This is a genomic window from Micromonospora sp. NBC_00362, assembly GCF_026342155.1.
In the GTDB taxonomy this organism is placed as follows: Bacteria; Actinomycetota; Actinomycetes; order Mycobacteriales; family Micromonosporaceae; genus Micromonospora; species Micromonospora hortensis.
In genome coordinates this window covers 3,526,246-3,544,408 of record NZ_JAPENH010000001.1, presented here as the reverse complement: position 1 = coordinate 3,544,408, position 18,163 = coordinate 3,526,246, and the positions used below count along the sequence as shown (strand labels likewise).

5 protein-coding genes are annotated in these 18,163 nt (G+C 73.7%); all 5 read left to right on the top strand.

The features are described from left to right. Positions 1-29: 29 nt before the first annotated feature. The 5 genes from OG992_RS16070 to OG992_RS16050 are packed head-to-tail and all read left to right on the top strand — an operon-like array spanning position 30 to position 18,153. Positions 30-1,001, top strand: coding sequence for a TauD/TfdA family dioxygenase (locus OG992_RS16070; RefSeq protein ID WP_238686090.1), 972 nt, complete (start codon positions 30-32; stop codon positions 999-1,001). After that, entirely contained in the window at positions 998-1,552 is a 555-nt protein-coding gene (locus tag OG992_RS16065; RefSeq protein ID WP_112582443.1) for a DUF6817 domain-containing protein, read from the top strand. Before OG992_RS16070 ends, OG992_RS16065 begins: the two co-directional genes overlap by 4 nt. Positions 1,553-1,559: 7 nt before the next feature. Further along, positions 1,560-5,252 (top strand): ATP-binding cassette domain-containing protein, encoded by a 3,693-nt coding sequence (locus OG992_RS16060; RefSeq protein ID WP_266303647.1) that lies wholly within the window; start codon positions 1,560-1,562, stop codon positions 5,250-5,252. After that, a complete protein-coding gene (locus OG992_RS16055; protein WP_266303646.1) occupies positions 5,249-10,987 on the top strand; it encodes a non-ribosomal peptide synthetase in 5,739 nt (1,912 codons plus the stop codon). Before OG992_RS16060 ends, OG992_RS16055 begins: the two co-directional genes overlap by 4 nt. Continuing rightward, a complete protein-coding gene (locus tag OG992_RS16050) occupies positions 10,987-18,153 on the top strand; it encodes a non-ribosomal peptide synthetase/type I polyketide synthase (protein WP_266303645.1) in 7,167 nt (2,388 codons plus the stop codon). The genes OG992_RS16055 and OG992_RS16050 overlap by 1 nt, the downstream gene beginning before the upstream one ends. Positions 18,154-18,163 lie beyond the last annotated feature (10 nt).

Below are 18,163 nucleotides of genomic sequence, written 5' to 3'. Positions count from 1 at the left end.
GACCCGACGTACGCGGAAGGACCTCCGACATGGACCACGTGAAAGAGAGCTGCCTGTTCCCGGAGCGCAACCGGGTGGCCTGCATCGAGGCCACCTCGCCCGGCATCTCGCCGGCGGGATGGGCCACCGAGCACCTCGACCTGATCAACGACCGACTGGACAGCCACGGCGCTGTCCTGCTGCGCGGGTTCGACGCCCCGGACGCGCCGGCCTTCTCCGCCTTCGTCAAGGTCTTCGGCGAGGAGATGGCCGAGTACACCTACCGGTCCACGCCGCGCAGCAAGGTCGGCGACGTGTACACCTCGACCGAGTACCCGGCCAGCGAGGTCATCCCGCTGCACAACGAGATGGCGTACACCAGCGTGTGGCCCCGGCGGTTGTTCTTCTACTCGAACATCCCGGCCCAGACCGGTGGGGAGACCCCGCTCGCCGACAGCCACGCCGTCTGGCAGCGCATCCCCGCCGAGGTGCGCGAGCGCTTCGAGCGGCACGGTGTGCGGTACGTGCGCAACTACCGGGTCGGTCTCGGGGTGTCCTGGCAGGAGACGTTCCCCGGGATGGACCGGGAGGCCGTGCAGGAGTTCTGCCGCGAGCGGGGCATCACCTACGAGTGGTTCGACGACGGCGCGCTGCGGACCACCGAGACCTGCCAGGCCGTCACCGTGCACCCGGTGTCCGGGCGGACGGTCTGGATGAACCAGGCCCACCTGTTCCACGTCTCCAACCTGCCCGAGGCCACCCGGGAGGCGCTGCTGGAACTGCTGGCCGAGGAGGACCTGCCGCGTAACGCGTACCTCGGCGACGGCAGCCCGATCACCGACGCCGACCTCGCGGCCATCCGCGCCGCGTTCGACGCGGAGTCCCTGGCCTTCCCCTGGCAGCAGGGTGACCTGCTGGTCGTCGACAACATGGCGATGGCGCACGGCCGGTCCAGCTTCACCGGGTCGCGCAAGACGTTGGTGGCGATGACCGGGTCGTACGGCAGTCGGGAGGGGGCGTGAGCGGGCTCGCCGAGAAGATCGCCTTCCTGGAGTCGCACGGGGTGGCCGAGTTGGCGCACTCGGAGGCCAACCTGCTGGCGCACCTGCGCGGCGTGCACGACCTGCTGGCCCAGTGGGGGTCGCGGCAGGAGCTGTGCGACGCGGGGTTGTTCCACTCGGTGTACGGCACGGAGATCTTCCCGACCGGCGCGATCCCGCACGAGCTGCGGCCCGCCGTGCGGGAGCTGATCGGTGCGGAGGCGGAGACGCTGGCGTACCTGTTCGGCACCGTCACCCGCAGCGCCCTCTTCGACGCCGCCTTCGACGGCCCGCCGTTCCTGCTCGAGGACCGCTCAGGCGGTTGCGTCGGTGTCAGCGCCGGCCAGTACGCCGACCTCGCCGCCCTGACGGTGGCGAACTGGCTGGAGCAACGTCCCCGGTTCGCCGAGTCCAGCAAGTTCAGCCGCGCCCGCGAGTTCGACGCCATGCGCCGCTATCTGCCGGACAGTGTCCGTACCGCCCTGGAGCGCGCCTACGGGTTCGCTCCGCTCGCCCTCGCTGGAAACGAGTAGACGCACCGTGTCGACAACCACCACACCGGTCCGCCCGAGTGCCGAACAGGACGCGGGAGTGCTGTCCCGACTCTTCGTCCAATGGCCCTCGATCCTGGTGAAGGCGTCCCTGCGCCGACCACTGAAGCTGTCGGACAGCCTGACGCCGCCCCGGTACGACCACCTGGAGCGGGTGACCCCGGTCTTCGAGCGTGCCTGGGCCGCCCGGCGGGACCGTCCGGACGGGCTGCGGGGGGCCCTCTACCAGACCTACCGTCGGCGGTTCTGGTGGGCGGGCCTGATCTTCCTGGCCTACCAGACCTGCGCGACCGTCGGGCCGCTGCTGGTGCGGGAGCTGATCGCCTGGTTCGAGGGCGACGGCCGGGGCCCGGTGGTGGAGGGTCTGCTGATCGCCGCCGGCCTGGCCGGCTTCTACGTGTTGGACGCGTTGAGCCACAAGCACCAGTGGTCCGAGGTGTGGAAGACCGCGCACTCGATCACCGCGCTGCTGCGGACCGAGATGCTGCGCAAGTACCTGCGGATGGATCGCGGTGCCCGACTGGCCCACCCCTCCGGGGAGGTCATCACCCTCGCGTCGTCCGACGCCCGGAGGGTCGGGCGGGTCGCTTTCACGCACATGGCGTGGGCGGTGCCGCTGGGCATCGCCGGCTCCTGCGTGGTCCTCTGGGTGCTGCTGGGCTGGGCGGCGCTGGTGGGCATCGTCATCCTCATCGCCGGTCTGTGGCTGTCGCACGTGGCCAACGAGAGGGTCTTCGCGCTGGTGCCGGCGATCCGGGACGCGAACGGCGTCCGGATCGGGCTGGTCGGCGAGTACCTGGGGGCCATGCGGACGCTGCGCACCCACGGCTGGGAGGACGTCGCCGAGCGGGCTGTCGGCCGGGAACGCGCGACGCTCAACGCGTTGCTGGTCCGCCGGCAGAAGCGGCTCGCCACGCTCTACCTGGTGAACGCCGCCGCGCCGGTGCTGATGGTGATGGCCACCCTGGTCACGTACGCGGCGATGGGCAACGAACTGAAGGCGGCGGACGTGTTCGCGGCGATCGCCGTGCTGACCGTCCTCCGGTCCCAACTGCCCGAGCTGGTGCGCTACCTGGACATGCGCAACGAGTGGCGGGTGGCGTTCGGGAAGGTGACGACCTTCCTGCGGGCCCCGGACACCGCCGAGGCGTCGACCGACGGCGACGCGCCGGCCGGGGCGGTCGACCTCGACGGCGCGTCGTTCACCTGGCCGGGGGCCGACGCGGACGCCCGGCCGGTCCTGACCGGCGTCGACCTGCGGGTCGCGCCCGGTGAGTTGATCTGCGTGCTGGGTCGGGTCGGCAGCGGCAAGTCCGCGCTGCTCGCGGCGCTGGCCGGGGCGCTGCCGACGGTCGCGGGTACCGCACGGGTCGGCGGCAGCGCCGTCTACCTGCCGCAGCGCCCCTGGATCATGCAGGGCAGCGTCGTCGACAACATCCGCTGCTTCTCGCCCGACGATCCGGACCGGTACGCGGCGGTCGTCCGCGCCACCGCCCTGGAGGCGGACCTGGCGGCGATGCCGGCCCGCGACGGCACGGCCATCGGCGAGCGGGGCGTCAACCTCTCCGGCGGGCAACGGCAGCGCATCGCGTTGGCCCGCGCCGCCTACGAGGACGCCGACGTCTACCTCTTCGACGACCCGACCAGCGCCGTCGACGACGCGGTCGCCGGCACCATCCTGGAAGCGCTGTTCGACGGGGTGCTCGCCGGGCGGACCCGGATCGTTGCCACCCACCGCCTCGACGTGGCCCGGCGGGCCGACCGGGTGCTGGTCCTCGACGGCGGCCGGGTGGTCGCGGCGGGCCGGTTCGCCGACGTCGCCGCGCAGATGCCCGACCTGCTGCCGGCCGTGGCCGCCGAGGCCGCGACGCCGTCCGACCCGGACGGCGCCGGGCTGGACGAGGTGGCCGAGGAGGTGACCGCCGAGGAGGAGGAGACGGTCCGCGCCGGTCGAGTCGGTTCCGCCACCTACCGCCGTTACCTGCAGGTGCTGACCCCGGGCCTCCTCGCTGTCGTTCTGCTCGGCCTGGCCGTCGGCGGGCAGGCCGTCCTGGGCGGCTCGTCGTTCTGGCTCGGCCACTGGACCGAGCACGCCGGGCAGGACACGCTGTACTACGCGGGGGTGTTCGCCGCCATCGGTCTGATGGCGCTCGTGCTGGATCGCGGGCTGTTCAGCTTCGCCTTCGCCCGAGGTGTGTCCGCCGGCCAGAACCTGCACGGGTCGATGTTGCACCGGGTCTTCCGGGCCCCGCTGTCGTTCTTCGACCGCAACTCCTCCGGACGCGTCCTGGCGCGGTTCTCCGGTGACATGGAGACCATCGACCTGGAGTTGCCGGAGACCACAATGGACACCCTCCGGGTCGCTGTCGGCCTGGTCGTGCCGTTGGCGGCGCTGGCCTTCACCAGTCCACTGATGCTGGTGGCGGCCCCGCTGCTGCTGGTGGTCTACCTCCGCTGGCAGCGGCTCACCAGGGCCAGCACTGTCGAGGCGTCCCGGCTGTCGAAGCAGGCGAACGAGCCGATGCTCGCGCTGCTCAACGAGGCGGTCGACGGGGTGACCTCGATCGAGGGCCGGAACAGCCGGGTGCGCGGCTACCAGGCCGCGTTCGGTGACCGGGTCCGCGTCGCGCACCACGCCGACTACACGGTCAACGCGCTGTCGCGGCACTTCAACCTGAAGCTCGACATGCTCGGCGCGGTCGTCCTGTTGACGTACGGGGTGCTGATCGTCGCCGTGGGCGGGATCGGCGCCGGGCTGGCCGGCGTCGGGATCAGTTTCGTGTACGCGCTGATGGAGGCGCTGGCCATGAGCCTGATGACGGTGCAGATGATGGACCTGTCGCTGGCGAGCTTCGAACGTGTCGACGACTACACCCGGCTGCCGGTCGAGCCGACCGACGGGCGACCGGCCCCGGCCGGCTGGCCCACCGCCGGCGAGGTCCACTTCGAGAACGTCACCCTGCGCTACGCCGAGGGCGGCCCGGCCGCGCTGAACGGCGTGTCGTTCGACGCCCCGGCGGGCAGCAAGATCGGCATCGTCGGCCGGACCGGCAGCGGTAAGTCCAGCCTGTTCACCGCGCTGCTGCGGTTCGTGCCGGCCGAGCAGGGGCGCATCCTCGTCGACGGGGTGGACACCGCCACGCTGCGGCTGGCCGACCTGCGGGCCGCCGTCGAGGTGGTACCGCAGGATCCGGTGCTGCTGCCCGGCACCCTGCGGGACAACATCGACCCGACCGGTGCGTACCCCGACGCGGCGGTCACCGCCGTCCTCACCAAGGTGGGCCTCGCCGACCGGCTGCTCGGCGTGGGCGGTGGCGGTCTCGACGCGGCCCTGTCCGCCGACGGCGGGCAGCTCAGCGCCGGTGAACGGCAGCTGCTCTGCCTGGCCCGGGCGTTGCTACGGGACGCGAAACTGGTCCTCATCGACGAGGCCACGTCGAGCCTCGACGCCGAGACCGACGCCCGCATCCAGCGGCTGCTGGCGGTGGACCTCGCCGACGCGACGGTGCTCACCATCGCCCACCGCAGGGAGACCCTGGCCGGCGCCGACCGGGTGGTGACGCTCGACGGTGGGCTGGTGGCCCGGGTGACCGACCGCGATCCGGCCGGGGTGCTGGCCGGGGCGACGAGCCCGGTCGGGCAGCGAGCCGGCCAGCCGAGTCTCGGGGAGCCGGTCCAGTGACCGGATCGCGTGCGGTGGCCCCGGAGACGGACGCGTTCGTCCACTGGCGGGCCGCGCTGGCCGGCATACCCACCCTGGACCTGGTCACCGACCGGGTCCGCCCGGCCCGTCGACGCCAGCACACCGATCGGGTGACGCTCACCGTCGGCCCGGACACCACCCGACGGCTGCACGCGGTGAGCGCGGCGGTGGGCGTCGCACCCTCCGTGCCGTTGCTCGCCGCGGGGCAGGTGGTGCTGGGCCGGCACGCCGGCACCCGGGACCTGGCCACCGCGACGCCGCTGGACGGCGCCCTGGTGCCGTTGCGCGGCAGGTGGGACGACGACCCGTCGGCCGCCGACCTGTTCGCGCGGGTCGCCGCCGGGTTGCGGGCGGCCTCGCCGTACACCGGCGTCCCGCTGCACCGGGTGGCCGAGGCGCTCGGCCTACCCCACGACCCGAGTCGTGCCGCGCTCTGCCCGGTCGTGCTGGGGGTGGGAGCGGCCCCCGCCACCACCGGGGCGGTGCCGCCCGACCTGAGCGTGATCTGGGACGAGCCGCGGCCCGACGGGGCGTTCGGCGTCCTCGCCTACGACCCGGACCTGTTCGACAGCGCGACGGTGCGCCGGTTCGCCGACCACTACCTGACGTTGCTCGACAACGCCCTGACCGACCCCGAGGCGCCGATCTCCACCCTCGCGCACACGTCGGCGCAGGAGCGCGCGCTGATCGTCCGGTGGGGCACCGGCGGCGGTACGGCAGGTCCGCCGAGTGTGCCGGCGGCGTTTCTCACCCAGGCCGAGGCGACACCGGACGCCGTCGCTCTGGAGTACGACGGCACCATCCTCACGTACGCCGAGGTGCGCGCCCGGGCCGACGCCCTGGCGACCGTCCTGACCGGACACGGGGTCACCCCGGGCAGTGTCGTCGGCCTGGCGATGGGCTCGTCCGCCCAGTTCGTCGTGGCGATGCTCGCGGTGCTCGCCACCGGGGCGGCGTACCTGCCCCTGGACCCGTCCTACCCCGAGGCACGGCGGGAGTTCATGCTGCGCGACAGCGGGGCGCGACTGCTGCTCGCCGACGGTCCGGTGGCCGTTGTCGACGACCTGCCGGTGCTGCGGCTCGACCGGCTGGTGCTGCCCTCGGGACGGCCCGCGCCGACGTGGCCGCTGACGTACCCGACCCAGCGGGCCTGCGTCCTGTACACCTCCGGGTCGACAGGGCGGCCGAAGGGGGTCGAGACCACCCACGGCGGGATCGTCCGGCTGGTTCACCGTGCCGACTACTTCCCCGTCGGGCCCGCCGACGCGGTCGCACAGGCGGCCAACGTGTCGTTCGACGCGGCGAGCTTCGAGGTGTGGGGTGCGCTGCTCAACGGTGCGCGCCTGGTGGGCATCCCCAAGGACGACGTGCTCACGCCGTCCCGGCTGGGTCACCGACTCGCCGAGCACGGCGTCACGGTGCTGATGCTCACCACCGCCCTGTTCCACAGGTGCGTGGACGCCGACCCGGCGATGTTCGCCCCGCTGCGCGCCCTCTACTTCGGCGGCGAGCCGGCCGACGCCCGCCGGGTCGCCACGCTGGCCGCCGCGCTGCCGGGGTTGCGCCTCGTCAACGGGTACGGCCCGACCGAGTGCACCACGTTCTCCAGCACCTGGGACGTGACCGACCTGCCCGGCGACGCGGCGCGGACCCCGATCGGTCGACCGATCGGTGGGGAGCTGCTCTACGTCCTCGACGACCACGGCCGGCTGACCGGCATCGGCGCTCCGGGGGAGCTGTTCATCGGCGGCGCCGGTCTCGCGCACGGGTACGTCGGCAGGCCCGACCTGACCGCCGAGCGGTTCGTGCCGAGCCCCTTCGAGCCCGGCGCCCGCGTCTACCGCACGGGTGACGTGGTGCGGTGGCGCGAGGACGGTCAACTGGAGTGCCTGGGCCGGGCCGACCAGCAGGTCAAGATCCGTGGTGTCCGGATCGAGCCGGACGAGATCGCCAGCACCCTCACCACCTGCCCGGGCGTCCGGGCCGCCGCCGTCACGGTGCACGGGGACGGCGACGAACGTCGGCTCGTCGCCTACGTCGTCCCGGACGACGCCGCGGTCCCGGCGGGTGAGCTGCGCGCCCACCTCGCGGCCCGGCTGCCCGAGGCGATGGTGCCGACCTGGTACGTGCCGCTGGCGGCGTTGCCGGTCACCCCCAACGGCAAGGTGGACCGCCGGGCGCTGCCCGCGCCCGACGCGGACCACGGCGTCCGGGCCGCCGACGGCGTGCCGCCCAGCGGCCCGATCGAGGAACTTGTCGCACGGACCTGGCAGGACCTGCTCGGCGTGCCGGTGGTGTCCGCCGCCGACGACTTCTTCGCCCTCGGCGGCCACTCGTTGCTCGCGGCGCAGATGGTGGCGCGGATCGCCGCCGCCGCCAGCGTGCGGCTGGGTGTCCGCGCCGCCTTCGAGGCGCCCACCGTCGCCGCGCTCGCGGCACGCGTCGCCGACGCCGGCCCGGACGACGCCCGCCCGCCGGTGCCGGCCGCCGGCCCCGGGCCGCACCCCCTGTCGTACGCCCAGCAGCGGCTGTGGTTCCTCGACCAGCTCGACCCTGGTCAGGCGGTCTACTCGGTGCCGCTGGTGCTCACCGTGGACGGCCCGCTCGACGTCGACGCCCTCGATGCCGGCCTGCGGGGGCTGGTGACGCGGCACGCGGCGCTGCGGACCCGGCTGGTGACGATCGACGGCGAGCCCCGGCAGGTAGTGGACGACGAGCCACCGGTCGCCCTCACCGTGGACGACCTGCGCGACCGGGCCGACCGTGACGAGCAGGCCGACGCCCTGCTGCGCCACGCCGCCGCCCGACCCTTCGACCTCGCCACCGGGCCGCTGGCTCGCTGGCATCTGATCCGGCTGACCGACGAGCACGCGATGCTCCTGATGACGTTGCACCACGCGGTCTGTGACGGCTGGTCGATCGGTGTGCTGATCCGTGACCTCGGCGCGTTCTACGCCGCCCGGACCATCGGCACGCCCGCACCGGTCCCGCTCACCGTCGAGTACGTCGACTACACCCTGTGGCAGCGCGCGCTGCTGGCCGGCGCCGCGCGGACGACCCAGCTCGCGTACTGGGTGGACCGGCTCGCGGGTGCGCCCGTGGCACTGGACCTCCCGACCGACCGTCCCCGCCCGGCCACCGTCCGGCACCGGGGGGAGACGTTCGACGTACGGCTGCCCGCCGCCCTGGTCGAACGCCTCGACGCGGTGGGACGGCGGCACGGCGTCACCCGGTTCATGGTGCTGCTCGCCGTGTTCCAGCTGGTGCTGGGCCGGTACGCGGACGTTCGCGACGTCAGTGTCGGCAGCCCGGTGTCCGGGCGCACCCGCTCCGAGTTCGACGACCTGGTGGGTTTCTTCGTCAACACGGTCGTGCTGCGGACCCGTTGGCAGGACACCGAGTCGTTCGTCGACGTGCTGGCCCGGGTGCGGGACGCGGTGCTCGGCGCGTACGAGCACCAGGACGTTCCGTTCGAGCAGGTCGTCGAGGCGGTCCGGCCACCACGCGACCCCAGCCGTACCCCGCTGTTCCAGGTCATGCTGTCGGCACAGAACCTGCCCGAGCGGACCGACGCGGTGCCCGGCCTGTCGGTCGGGGTGACCGAGTCACCCGGCCGGGTGGCGAAGTTCGACCTCACGGTGGCCTGGGACGAGGTGCCCAGTGCCACTGGCGAGCTGCGCGGCACCGTGGAGTACGACGTCGACCTGTTCGACAGGGACACCGCCGAGCGGCTGGCGCACAGTTACCGCACCCTGCTGGAGTCGGCGCTGAGCACCCCGGACGCCCCGGTGTCCACACTGGACCTGGTGCCCGGCCCCGAGCCGATCCCGCCGGTCGGCGGGGCGACCGACGCGCCGACCGCGTCGACTCTGCACGGCCTGGTCGCCGTCGCCGCGGCGCGCTGGCAGCAGCGCCCGGCGCTGGTGCAGGGCGACCGGCAGGTCAGCCACGCCGAGCTGGACAGCCGTGCCGCCGCAGTGCAGGCCCACCTGACCGCCCGGGGTGTACGCCCCGGTGACACCGTCGCCGTCCTGCTGGAGCGCAGCCCTGACTGGCCGGCGGCGCTGCTCGGCGTCCTGCGCGCCGGGGCCGCGTACGTGCCACTGGACCCGGCGATCCCGCCGAAGCGGTTGGCGCACATCCTCGCCGACTCGTCGGCGGTGTTACTGCTCGGCTCCCGCGAGAACCACCCGCCCGCCGCCGACCTGCCGTTCGTCGCGATCGAGGACGCGTTGCTCGCCGCCCCGGCAGCCGCCGGCACGCCGGTGCCCCCGTCGGCGCCGGCGTACGTGCTCTACACCTCGGGCACCACCGGGCAACCCAAGGGCGTCCGCGTCAGCCACGGCAACCTGGTGCACACCCTGGAGGCGGTCGCCGGGCACTACGCGCTCACCCCCGCCGACCGGGTGCTCCAGTTCGCCGCGCTCGGCTTCGACGTGGCCGCCGAGGAGCTGTTCGGGACGCTGATCCGGGGCGGGGCCGTGGTGTTGCCGCCGGCCGGGCCGGTGCCCGGTCTCGACGAGTTCACCGCGATGGTCCGCCGGGAGCGACTCACAGTGCTCAACCTGCCGGCGTCGTACTGGCACGAGTGGGTGGCGGTGCTGGACCGTCACCCGCCCGCCTCCTGTCCGGACCTGCGGCTCGTCGTGGTCGGCAGCGAGCGGGTCGACGCGGGGCGGCTCGCCCAGTGGCGCGCCGCCGCGCCGGAGGTGCGCTGGCTCAACGCGTACGGCCCGACCGAGGCCACCATCACGGCCACCGTGCACGAGCCGGGCGGCGACCGGGAGCCGGTCACCGGCAGCGTCCCGGTGGGGCTGCCGCTGCCGGGCGTGCGGGCGTACGTCCTCGATCGTGGACTGCGGCCGGTGCCGCGCGGGGTCCCGGGAGACCTGTGGCTCGGCGGACCGGGGGTGACGCAGGGCTACGTCGGGGACCCGGCCCGCACCGCCGTCAGCTTCCTGCCCGACCCGTGGGGCCCGCCCGGCGGCCGCATGTACGGCACCCGGGACCGGGTCCGCCTCGGTGTCGGTGGGGTGCTCGAGTTCCTCGGCCGGGAGGACGGCCAGGTCAAGGTACGCGGATTCCGAATCGAGTTGGGCGAGATCGAGGCGGCGCTCGGTGCCCACCCAATGGTAGGAGAGGCGGCTGCGGTGCTGCGCGAGGACGTGCCGGGCCGACCCACGCTGGTCGGCTACGTGACGCCCAGCGACGTGGACGTGGCGCTGCTGCGCGCGCACCTGGCCGACCGGCTGCCCGGGTACATGGTGCCGGCCACGATCGTCACGCTGGACCGGCTGCCACGCAGCGACCGCGGCAAGGTCGACCGGAACGCCCTCGCGCCGCCCGCCGCCCCGACCCCTGCCGGGGTGGGTGTGCCCGGCAGCGAGTTGGAGCGCGCGGTGGCGGCGATCTGGCGCGACGTGCTGGTGGTCGACGAGGTGGGCGTCGATGACAACTTCTTCGATATCGGTGGGCACTCGCTGCTCGTGATGCGGGTGCAGACGCGCCTGTCCGAGCGGCTGGGTCGCACGGTGCCGGTGGTGGAGCTGTTCCGCCACCCCACCGTGCGGGCACTCGCCCGGCACCTGGCGTCCGGGGACCGGACGCCGGCGATGTCCGCGGGGCACCACCGCGCCGAGACACGCGCCGCCATCCAACGGGCGCGCACACCGCGACGTCGGCCGGGCCGGCATCACGACAGGGGGGACGCATGATGACCGAGGAACGTACGCTGCCGAACACCGCCATCGCCGTCGTCGGAATGGCGCTCCGGGTTCCCGGGGCCGCCACCCTCGACGCCTTCTGGAGCAACTTGCGCGACGGGGTCGAATCGCTCACCACCCTCGACGACGCCGACCTGATCGCCGACGGTGTCGCACCCGAGGAGTTCAACCACCCCGACTACGTCCGTGCCCTCGGCGTCCTCGACGACCCGGCCGGCTTCGACGCCCGCTTCTTCGGGTTCTCGGCCCGTGAGGCGCAGCTGCTCGACCCGCAGCACCGGATCTTCCTGGAGTGCGCCTGGGAGGCGTTGGAGCACGCCGGTCACCCGTTCGACTCCACGACACCCGTGACAGGTGTCTACGCCGGGGTGGGGGAGAGCTCCTACCTGCTGCACAATCTGCTGCCCAACGCGGACCTGGTGGCCCGGGTCGGGGCCTTCCAGACCTCCATCGGCAACGACAAGGACTTCCTGCCGACCCGGGTGTCGTACAAGGTCAACCTGCGGGGCCCGAGCATCAGCGTGCAGACCGGCTGCTCCAGCTCCCTGGTCGCCGTGCACATGGCCGCGCAGGCGCTGCTGGCCGGCGAGTGCGACGTCGCGCTGGCCGGCGGCGCGACGGTCATCGCCCGCCGCCGTGGCTACCGGCACACCCAGGGCGGCATCCTCTCCGCCGACGGCCACTGCCGGGCGTTCGACGCCGAGGCGACCGGCGCGGTGGCCGGCAGCGGCGCCGGCGTCGTCGTGCTCAAGCGGCTCGCCGACGCGATGACGGACGGCGACCTGGTGCACGCCGTGATCCGGGGCTCGGCCGTGAACAACGACGGCGACCGTAAGGTCGGCTTCACCGCCCCGAGCGTGGACGGGCAGGCCGACGTCATCGCCGAGGCGCTCGCCGTCGCCGGGGTCGACCCCGGCACGATCGGTTACGTCGAGGCGCACGGCACCGGCACCCCGCTCGGTGACCCGATCGAGGTCGCCGCGTTGACGAGTGCCTTCGGAGACCTGCCGCCGGGCCGCATCGGGCTCGGCTCGGTCAAGACGAACGTCGGGCACCTCGACACCGCCGCCGGGGTCGTCGGTCTGATCAAGACGGTGCTGGCACTGCGGGCCGGCGAGATTCCACCGTCGCTGCACTTCCGCACCGCCAACCCCGAGCTGGCTCTGGACGCGAGTCCCTTCCACGTCGTCGCGGCCCGCACCCCATGGCCCGGCGGGGTGCGCCGTGCCGGGGTCAGCTCGTTCGGCATCGGCGGCACCAACGCGCACGTCGTCGTGGAGGAGGCCCCGACCCGCGCGGCGGGCCAGGAGAGCCGCCGGCGGCACGTGCTGCCCCTGTCCGCCGCCACACCCACCGCCCTCGACACGGCTGCCGACCGACTCGCCGCGCACCTGAGCGCCCACCCGGACACGCCGCTGGCCGAGGTGGCGTACACCCTGCAACGCGGCCGGCGGACCCTGCCGTACCGCCGGACGGTCGTCGGCGGCAGCCCCGCCGAGGTGGTCGAGGCGTTGCGGCGACCGGCGGCCCGGCCGGCCGAGACCGCCACCGACCGCGCGGTGCTGTTCACCTTCCCCGGTCAGGGCGCGCAGCGCACCGGCATGGCCCACGCCCTCTACGTCGCTGAGCCGGTGTTCCGCTCCGAGGTGGACCGGGTCGCGGACCTCCTGACGCCGTTGCTCGACATGGACATCCGGGACCTGCTGTTCCCCGCCGACCAGCGGGAGACCGCTGCGGAACAGCTCCAGCAGACCCGGTACGCCCAGCCGGCGCTGTTCGTCGTCGAGTACGCGCTGGCGAAGCTCTGGGCGCAGTGGGGCGTACGACCGGCGGGGCTGCTCGGGCACAGTGTGGGTGAGCTGGTGGCCGCCTGCCTGGCCGGGGTGTTCGCGCTGCCCGACGCGGTGCGCCTGGTCGCGGCACGCGGTCGGCTCATGCAGGCGGCCGAGCCAGGCGTGATGCTCGCGGTGCCGCTGGCCGAGGCCGAGCTGCTGCCGCTGCTCGACGATGTGCTGGACCTCGCCGCCGTCAACGGCCCCCGGCAGTGCACCGTTGCCGGGCCGCCCGAGGCCGTGGCGGCTCTCGAGGCCCGGCTGCGCGAGCGGGGGGTGGCCTCGACCCGGCTGGCCACCTCGCACGCGTTCCACTCCCGGGCCATGGCCGCCGCCGGGTCGGCGTTCGAGGCGGAGGTGGCCCAGGTGCCGCGCTCGGCGCCGGAGATCCCCTTCGTGTCGAACGTGACAGGTGCCTGGATCACCGCCGAGTCGGCCACCAGCCCCGCGTACTGGTCCCGGCAACTGCGGTCGACCGTCCGCTTCGGCGACGGCCTGGCGGCGCTGCGCGACGCTGACGCCGACGCCGTGGTGCTGGAGATCGGCCCCGGGCGGGTGTTGACCCGCCTCGCCGGTGGGTCGGCCGCCCGCGCGGTGGCGTCGCTGCCGTCGGCCGGTCGGGACGCCGACGCCGAGACGGAGCTTCTCGCCGCCGCCGGTGCGCTGTGGCGGATGGGCGTCGCGATCGGGTGGGAGGCGCTGCACGGTGACGTGCCGCCCCGGCGGACCGTCCTGCCGGCCTACCCGTTCGAGCGGGAACGCTGCTGGGTCGATCCTCCCCAGGACGCGGTGACGAGCCGGGCGGGTGCCGACGGGCTCGTCGTGCGCGGCTACCGCCGGGCCGGCGGTGCCGGGCCGGCGACCACCGGGACCGGTGCCTGGCTGGCCGTTGACGCTGGTCTGCCGGACGGCGTCGTCGACGAGCTACGCGCGGCGGGGGGCCGGGTGGTCGCCGCCGACCTCGATCCGGCGACCGGCGCGCTCCGCACGTCGCTGTCGCCGCAGGAGCGGATCAGCGGGGTGCTGCTGGCGGTTCCACAGAGCGACCCGGCACCCACGCTCGCGGCCCTGGGTGACGCGCTCACCAGTCGCGGCGACGCGTACGCCCGGGTGGTCGTCGTCACCGACGGCGCGCTCGACGTGACCGGCGCCGAGACGCTGGTGCCGCCGCGCGGCGTGCTCGCCGGTTGGGCGACCGGCGGCGTGCCCGGCACCCGGACGCTGCTCGACGTGCTTCCGGCCACGACGCCGGTGGCCGCCCGCCGCCTCGCCGCCTCGGTGGTGCGGGAGGTCAGGTGCGCGCACCCCGAGCCGGTGGTGGCCCTGCGTGGCGGGCACCGCTTCCTGCCGCACGTCACCGCAGCTCCGGCTGCCGCCCCCGAGCGGCACACCGGCGCCCGATACCAGCTCGCCGGCGACACGGTGGTCGGTGCCGCGTTCCGGCGGGCCCTCACCACCGCTGGTGCGAGCGTCGACGACCCGGGGGGTGCCGGTCAGCCCGGTCCGGTGACCGTGCTGGTGCCGGTGGACGCCCGCACGTCCGCCGACGAGGCCCTGGCCACGCTGGCCGCCGTGGGCGTCAGCGCGCGGGAGCCGGTCACCGCCGTCGAGGTGCACCTCCTCGGCGGTACGCCGGACAACCCGCTCGCCGGCCACCTCGTCGCGCAGGCGGCGGCACTGGGCCGGGAGTCCGACGCGGAGTGGGTGACCTACGGGTGGCCGGTGGCGGACCTGTCGGCCGTCGAACGGACAGCCGCCCGGGTGGTGGGCGGGGCGGCCTCCACCGGCCACGTGGTGGTCACAGTGCTCGACGAGACCGAGGACGGCGCGGCGGAGGACCCCGCCGAGGTCCACGCGGTCGAGGACCCCACCGAGCGCGAGGTGGCGGCGATCTTCGCCGACCTGCTCGGCGAACCGGACGTCGCGCCCACCGTCGGCTTCTTCGAGCTGGGTGGGCACTCCCTGCTCGCCGCTCAGCTCGTCGCCCAGGTCCGCCAGGTGTGCGAGGCGGACATCCCGCTGCGCGCCTTCGTCGCCGACCCGACGGTTCGTGGTCTCGCCGCCGCGGTACGCGCGGCCCGCGCCGAGGCCGGTGTCAGCGGCCCCGAGTCGTTGCCGGCTGTCGTGCCGGACCCGGCGTCGGCGCACCTGCCGTTCCCGCTGACCGATGTGCAGCAGGCGTACTGGATCGGCCGCACCGGCGTGTTCGAGCTGGGCAACGTCGGCATGCACGGCTACGAGGAGTTCGACGTCCCCGAGCTGGACGTGTCGCGGTTGCAGCGGGCGCTGCGCCGGCTGATCCGGCGGCACGGGTCGCTGCGTACCGTCGTGCTGCCGCACGGCGAGCAGCAGGTCCTCGACGAGGTACCGGACTACGTCGTCGTCACCGAGGACGTGCGGGGTCGCCCGGCCGCCGAGGTGCACGCGAGCTTCGAGCGGACCCGCGCCGCCATGTCGCACCAGGTGTTCGTGCCGGACCGGTGGCCGCTGTTCGAACTGCGCGCCACACTGCTCGACGAGGGTCGTGGGCGGGTGCACTACAGCATCGACGGCCTGATCACCGACGCCTGGGCGTCGAGCATCGTGATGCGTGAGTTGACCCTGCTCTACCACGAGCCGGACGCGACCCTGCCCGAGCTGGAGTTGAGCTTCCGCGACTACGTGCTCGCCGCGCGGGCCGCGGAGTCCACCGAGCGGTACCAGCGCGCCGCCGCGTACTGGCAGGAGCGGGTGCCGACACTGGCCCTCGCCCCGGAGTTGCCGCTGGCGGCCGACCCGCACACCATCGCCGCGCCCCGCTTCGCCCGGCTCACCGGGCAGGTGCCGGCGGACGAGTGGGACACCGTCAAGGCCGCCGCGTCCCGGCGCGGCCTCACTCCGACCGCGCTGCTGCTGGCCGCGTACGGCGAGGTGGTCGCCACCTGGTCGAAGAACCAGCGGTTCAGCCTCAACCTGCCGATGGCGCACCGGTTGCCGCTGCACCCGCAGGTCGACGCGATCCTGGGTGACTTCACCTCGGTGACGCTGTTGGAGATCGACGCGGGCGGTGCGGCGTCGTTCGAGAACCGCGCCCGGACGATCCGGGACCAACTCCTCGCCGACCTCGACCACGGACTGTTCAGCGGCGTGCGGGTCGCGCGGGAGCTGAAGCGGGTACGCGGTGACGCCGCCGCCGTCATGCCCGTCGTGTTCACCAGTCTGTTCGAGGGCATCGGCGGGCACCCGCAGATCGGCGAGGTGGTCTACTCCATCTCCCAGACACCGCAGATCTGGATCGACACCCAGGTGTACGAGATGAACGGCGCCCTGGTGCTGGACATCGACGCCGTCGAGGGTCTCTTCCCCGAGGGCATGGTCGCCGCCATGCACGCGGCGACGCTGTCGGTGCTGCACTGGCTCGCCGCCGACGAGGCGCACTGGGCCGACCCGGTGCCGTCGCTGGTGCCCCGCGCGGAGCTGGCCGCCCAGGCGGCGTACAACCGCACGGAGGCGCCGTTGCCGGTGGGCATGCTGCACGAGCCGTTCTTCGCCACCGCCGCCCGGGTGCCCGAGCGCCCGGCCGTGATCACGCCGACCCGGACGCTCACCTACGGCGAGCTGGCGGACCGCGCCCGCACGATCGCCGCCCACCTCGTCGGTTTGCGGGTACGCCCCGACGAGCTCGTCGCGGTGGTGATGGACAAGGGCTGGGAGCAGTGCGCCGCCGTCCTCGGTGTGCTCGCCGCCGGGGCCGCGTACCTGCCGATCGACCCGGACCTGCCGGACGAGCGGGTGCGTTTCCTGCTGACGCACGGCCGGGTGCGTGTGGTGCTGACCCAGGGGCGTCTGGCCGGCCCCGGGGCGCACCGGTTCGGCGACGTCGAGGTGTTGCGGGTGGACGAGCTGCGGGTCCTCCCGGCGGGCGCGCTGCCGGCGATCGACACCACGCCCCACAACCTCGCGTACGTCATCTTCACCTCCGGGTCCACCGGCCTGCCCAAGGGCGTGATGATCGAACACGAGGGCGCGTTGAACACCGTCGTCGACATCAACGAGCGCTTCCGGGTGGGCGAGGACGACCGGGTCCTGGCGCTGTCGTCGCTGAGCTTCGACCTGTCCGTGTACGACGTCTTCGGTCCGCTCGCCGTCGGCGGCGCGGTGGTGCTCCCGGAGGCGGCGGCACACCGCGATCCGGCCGCCTGGCTCGACCTCCTCACCAAGGCCAACGTGACGATCTGGAACTCGGTGCCGGCCCTCATGGAGCTGTTCGTCGAGCACCTCACCGTCCGGGAGGCCACCGGCGGCCTGCGACTGGTCATGCTCAGCGGTGACTGGATCCCGGTCGCCCTGCCGGACCGGATCCGGCAGACGCTCGGCGGGCCCGAGGTGGTCAGCCTCGGTGGCGCGACGGAGGCGTCGATCTGGTCCATCCTCTACCCGATCGGCGCGGTCCCGGCGGAGTGGACGAGCATCCCGTACGGGCGGCCCATGGTGAACCAGACCTTCCACGTCCTCGACGACGCGTTGCGACCCCGACCCACCGGGGTTCCCGGGCACCTGCACATCGGTGGTGTCGGCCTGGCCCGCGGCTACCTGCACGATGAGGCGCGGACGGCGGCGAGCTTCGTTGCGGACCCGGCCACCGGAACCCGTCTGTACCGCACCGGTGACCTCGGCCGGTTCCTGCCGAGCGGAGAGATCGAGTTCCTGGGCCGGGAGGACTTCCAGGTCAAGGTGCAGGGTTACCGCATCGAGCTGGGCGAGATCGAGACCGCCCTCGCCCAGCACCCCGAGGTGCGCGGCGCGGTGGTGGTGGCGCAGGGCGATCCGCGTGGCGCGAAGCGTCTCGTCGCCTTCGTCGTCCCCCGGGTCGCCGGTGCCGCGCCGACGGACGTGCGCGAGTTCCTCACGGGCAAGCTGCCGGGGTACATGGTGCCGGCGGCGTTCCACGAGATCGACGATCTGCCGCTGACCGCCAACGGGAAGGTCGACCGGCGACCACTGGTGGAGTTGGCCGACGCGGTCGAGGCGGACGACGTGCCGTACGTGGCACCCCGCTCCACCCTGGAGGAGACCATCGCCGAGGTCTGGGCCGGCATCCTGCGGGTCGACCGGATCGGCGTGCACGACAACTTCTTCGCCCTCGGCGGAGACTCGTTGCTGGCGATGCGGGCGGTGGTGCACCTGCGCAAGGCGTTCGACGTGCAGGTGCCGATCCGGGTGCTGTTCGACAGCCCCACCCTGGAGGCCGCCGCGTTCGCCATCGAGGACCACCTGCTCAGTGAGCTGGAGGAGATGTCCGACGAGGAGGCCAGCGCCCTGCTGGCCGACGAGCCGACGTACTAGGAGAGCCGTT

What these genes read in the sequence shown, in the direction of transcription:
- OG992_RS16070 (WP_238686090.1), top strand. Translation starts at nt 30, where the DNA reads ATGGACCACGTGAAAGAGAGCTGCCTGTTCCCGGAGCGCAACCGGGTG.
- OG992_RS16050 (WP_266303645.1), top strand. Translation starts at nt 10,987, where the DNA reads ATGACCGAGGAACGTACGCTGCCGAACACCGCCATCGCCGTCGTCGGA.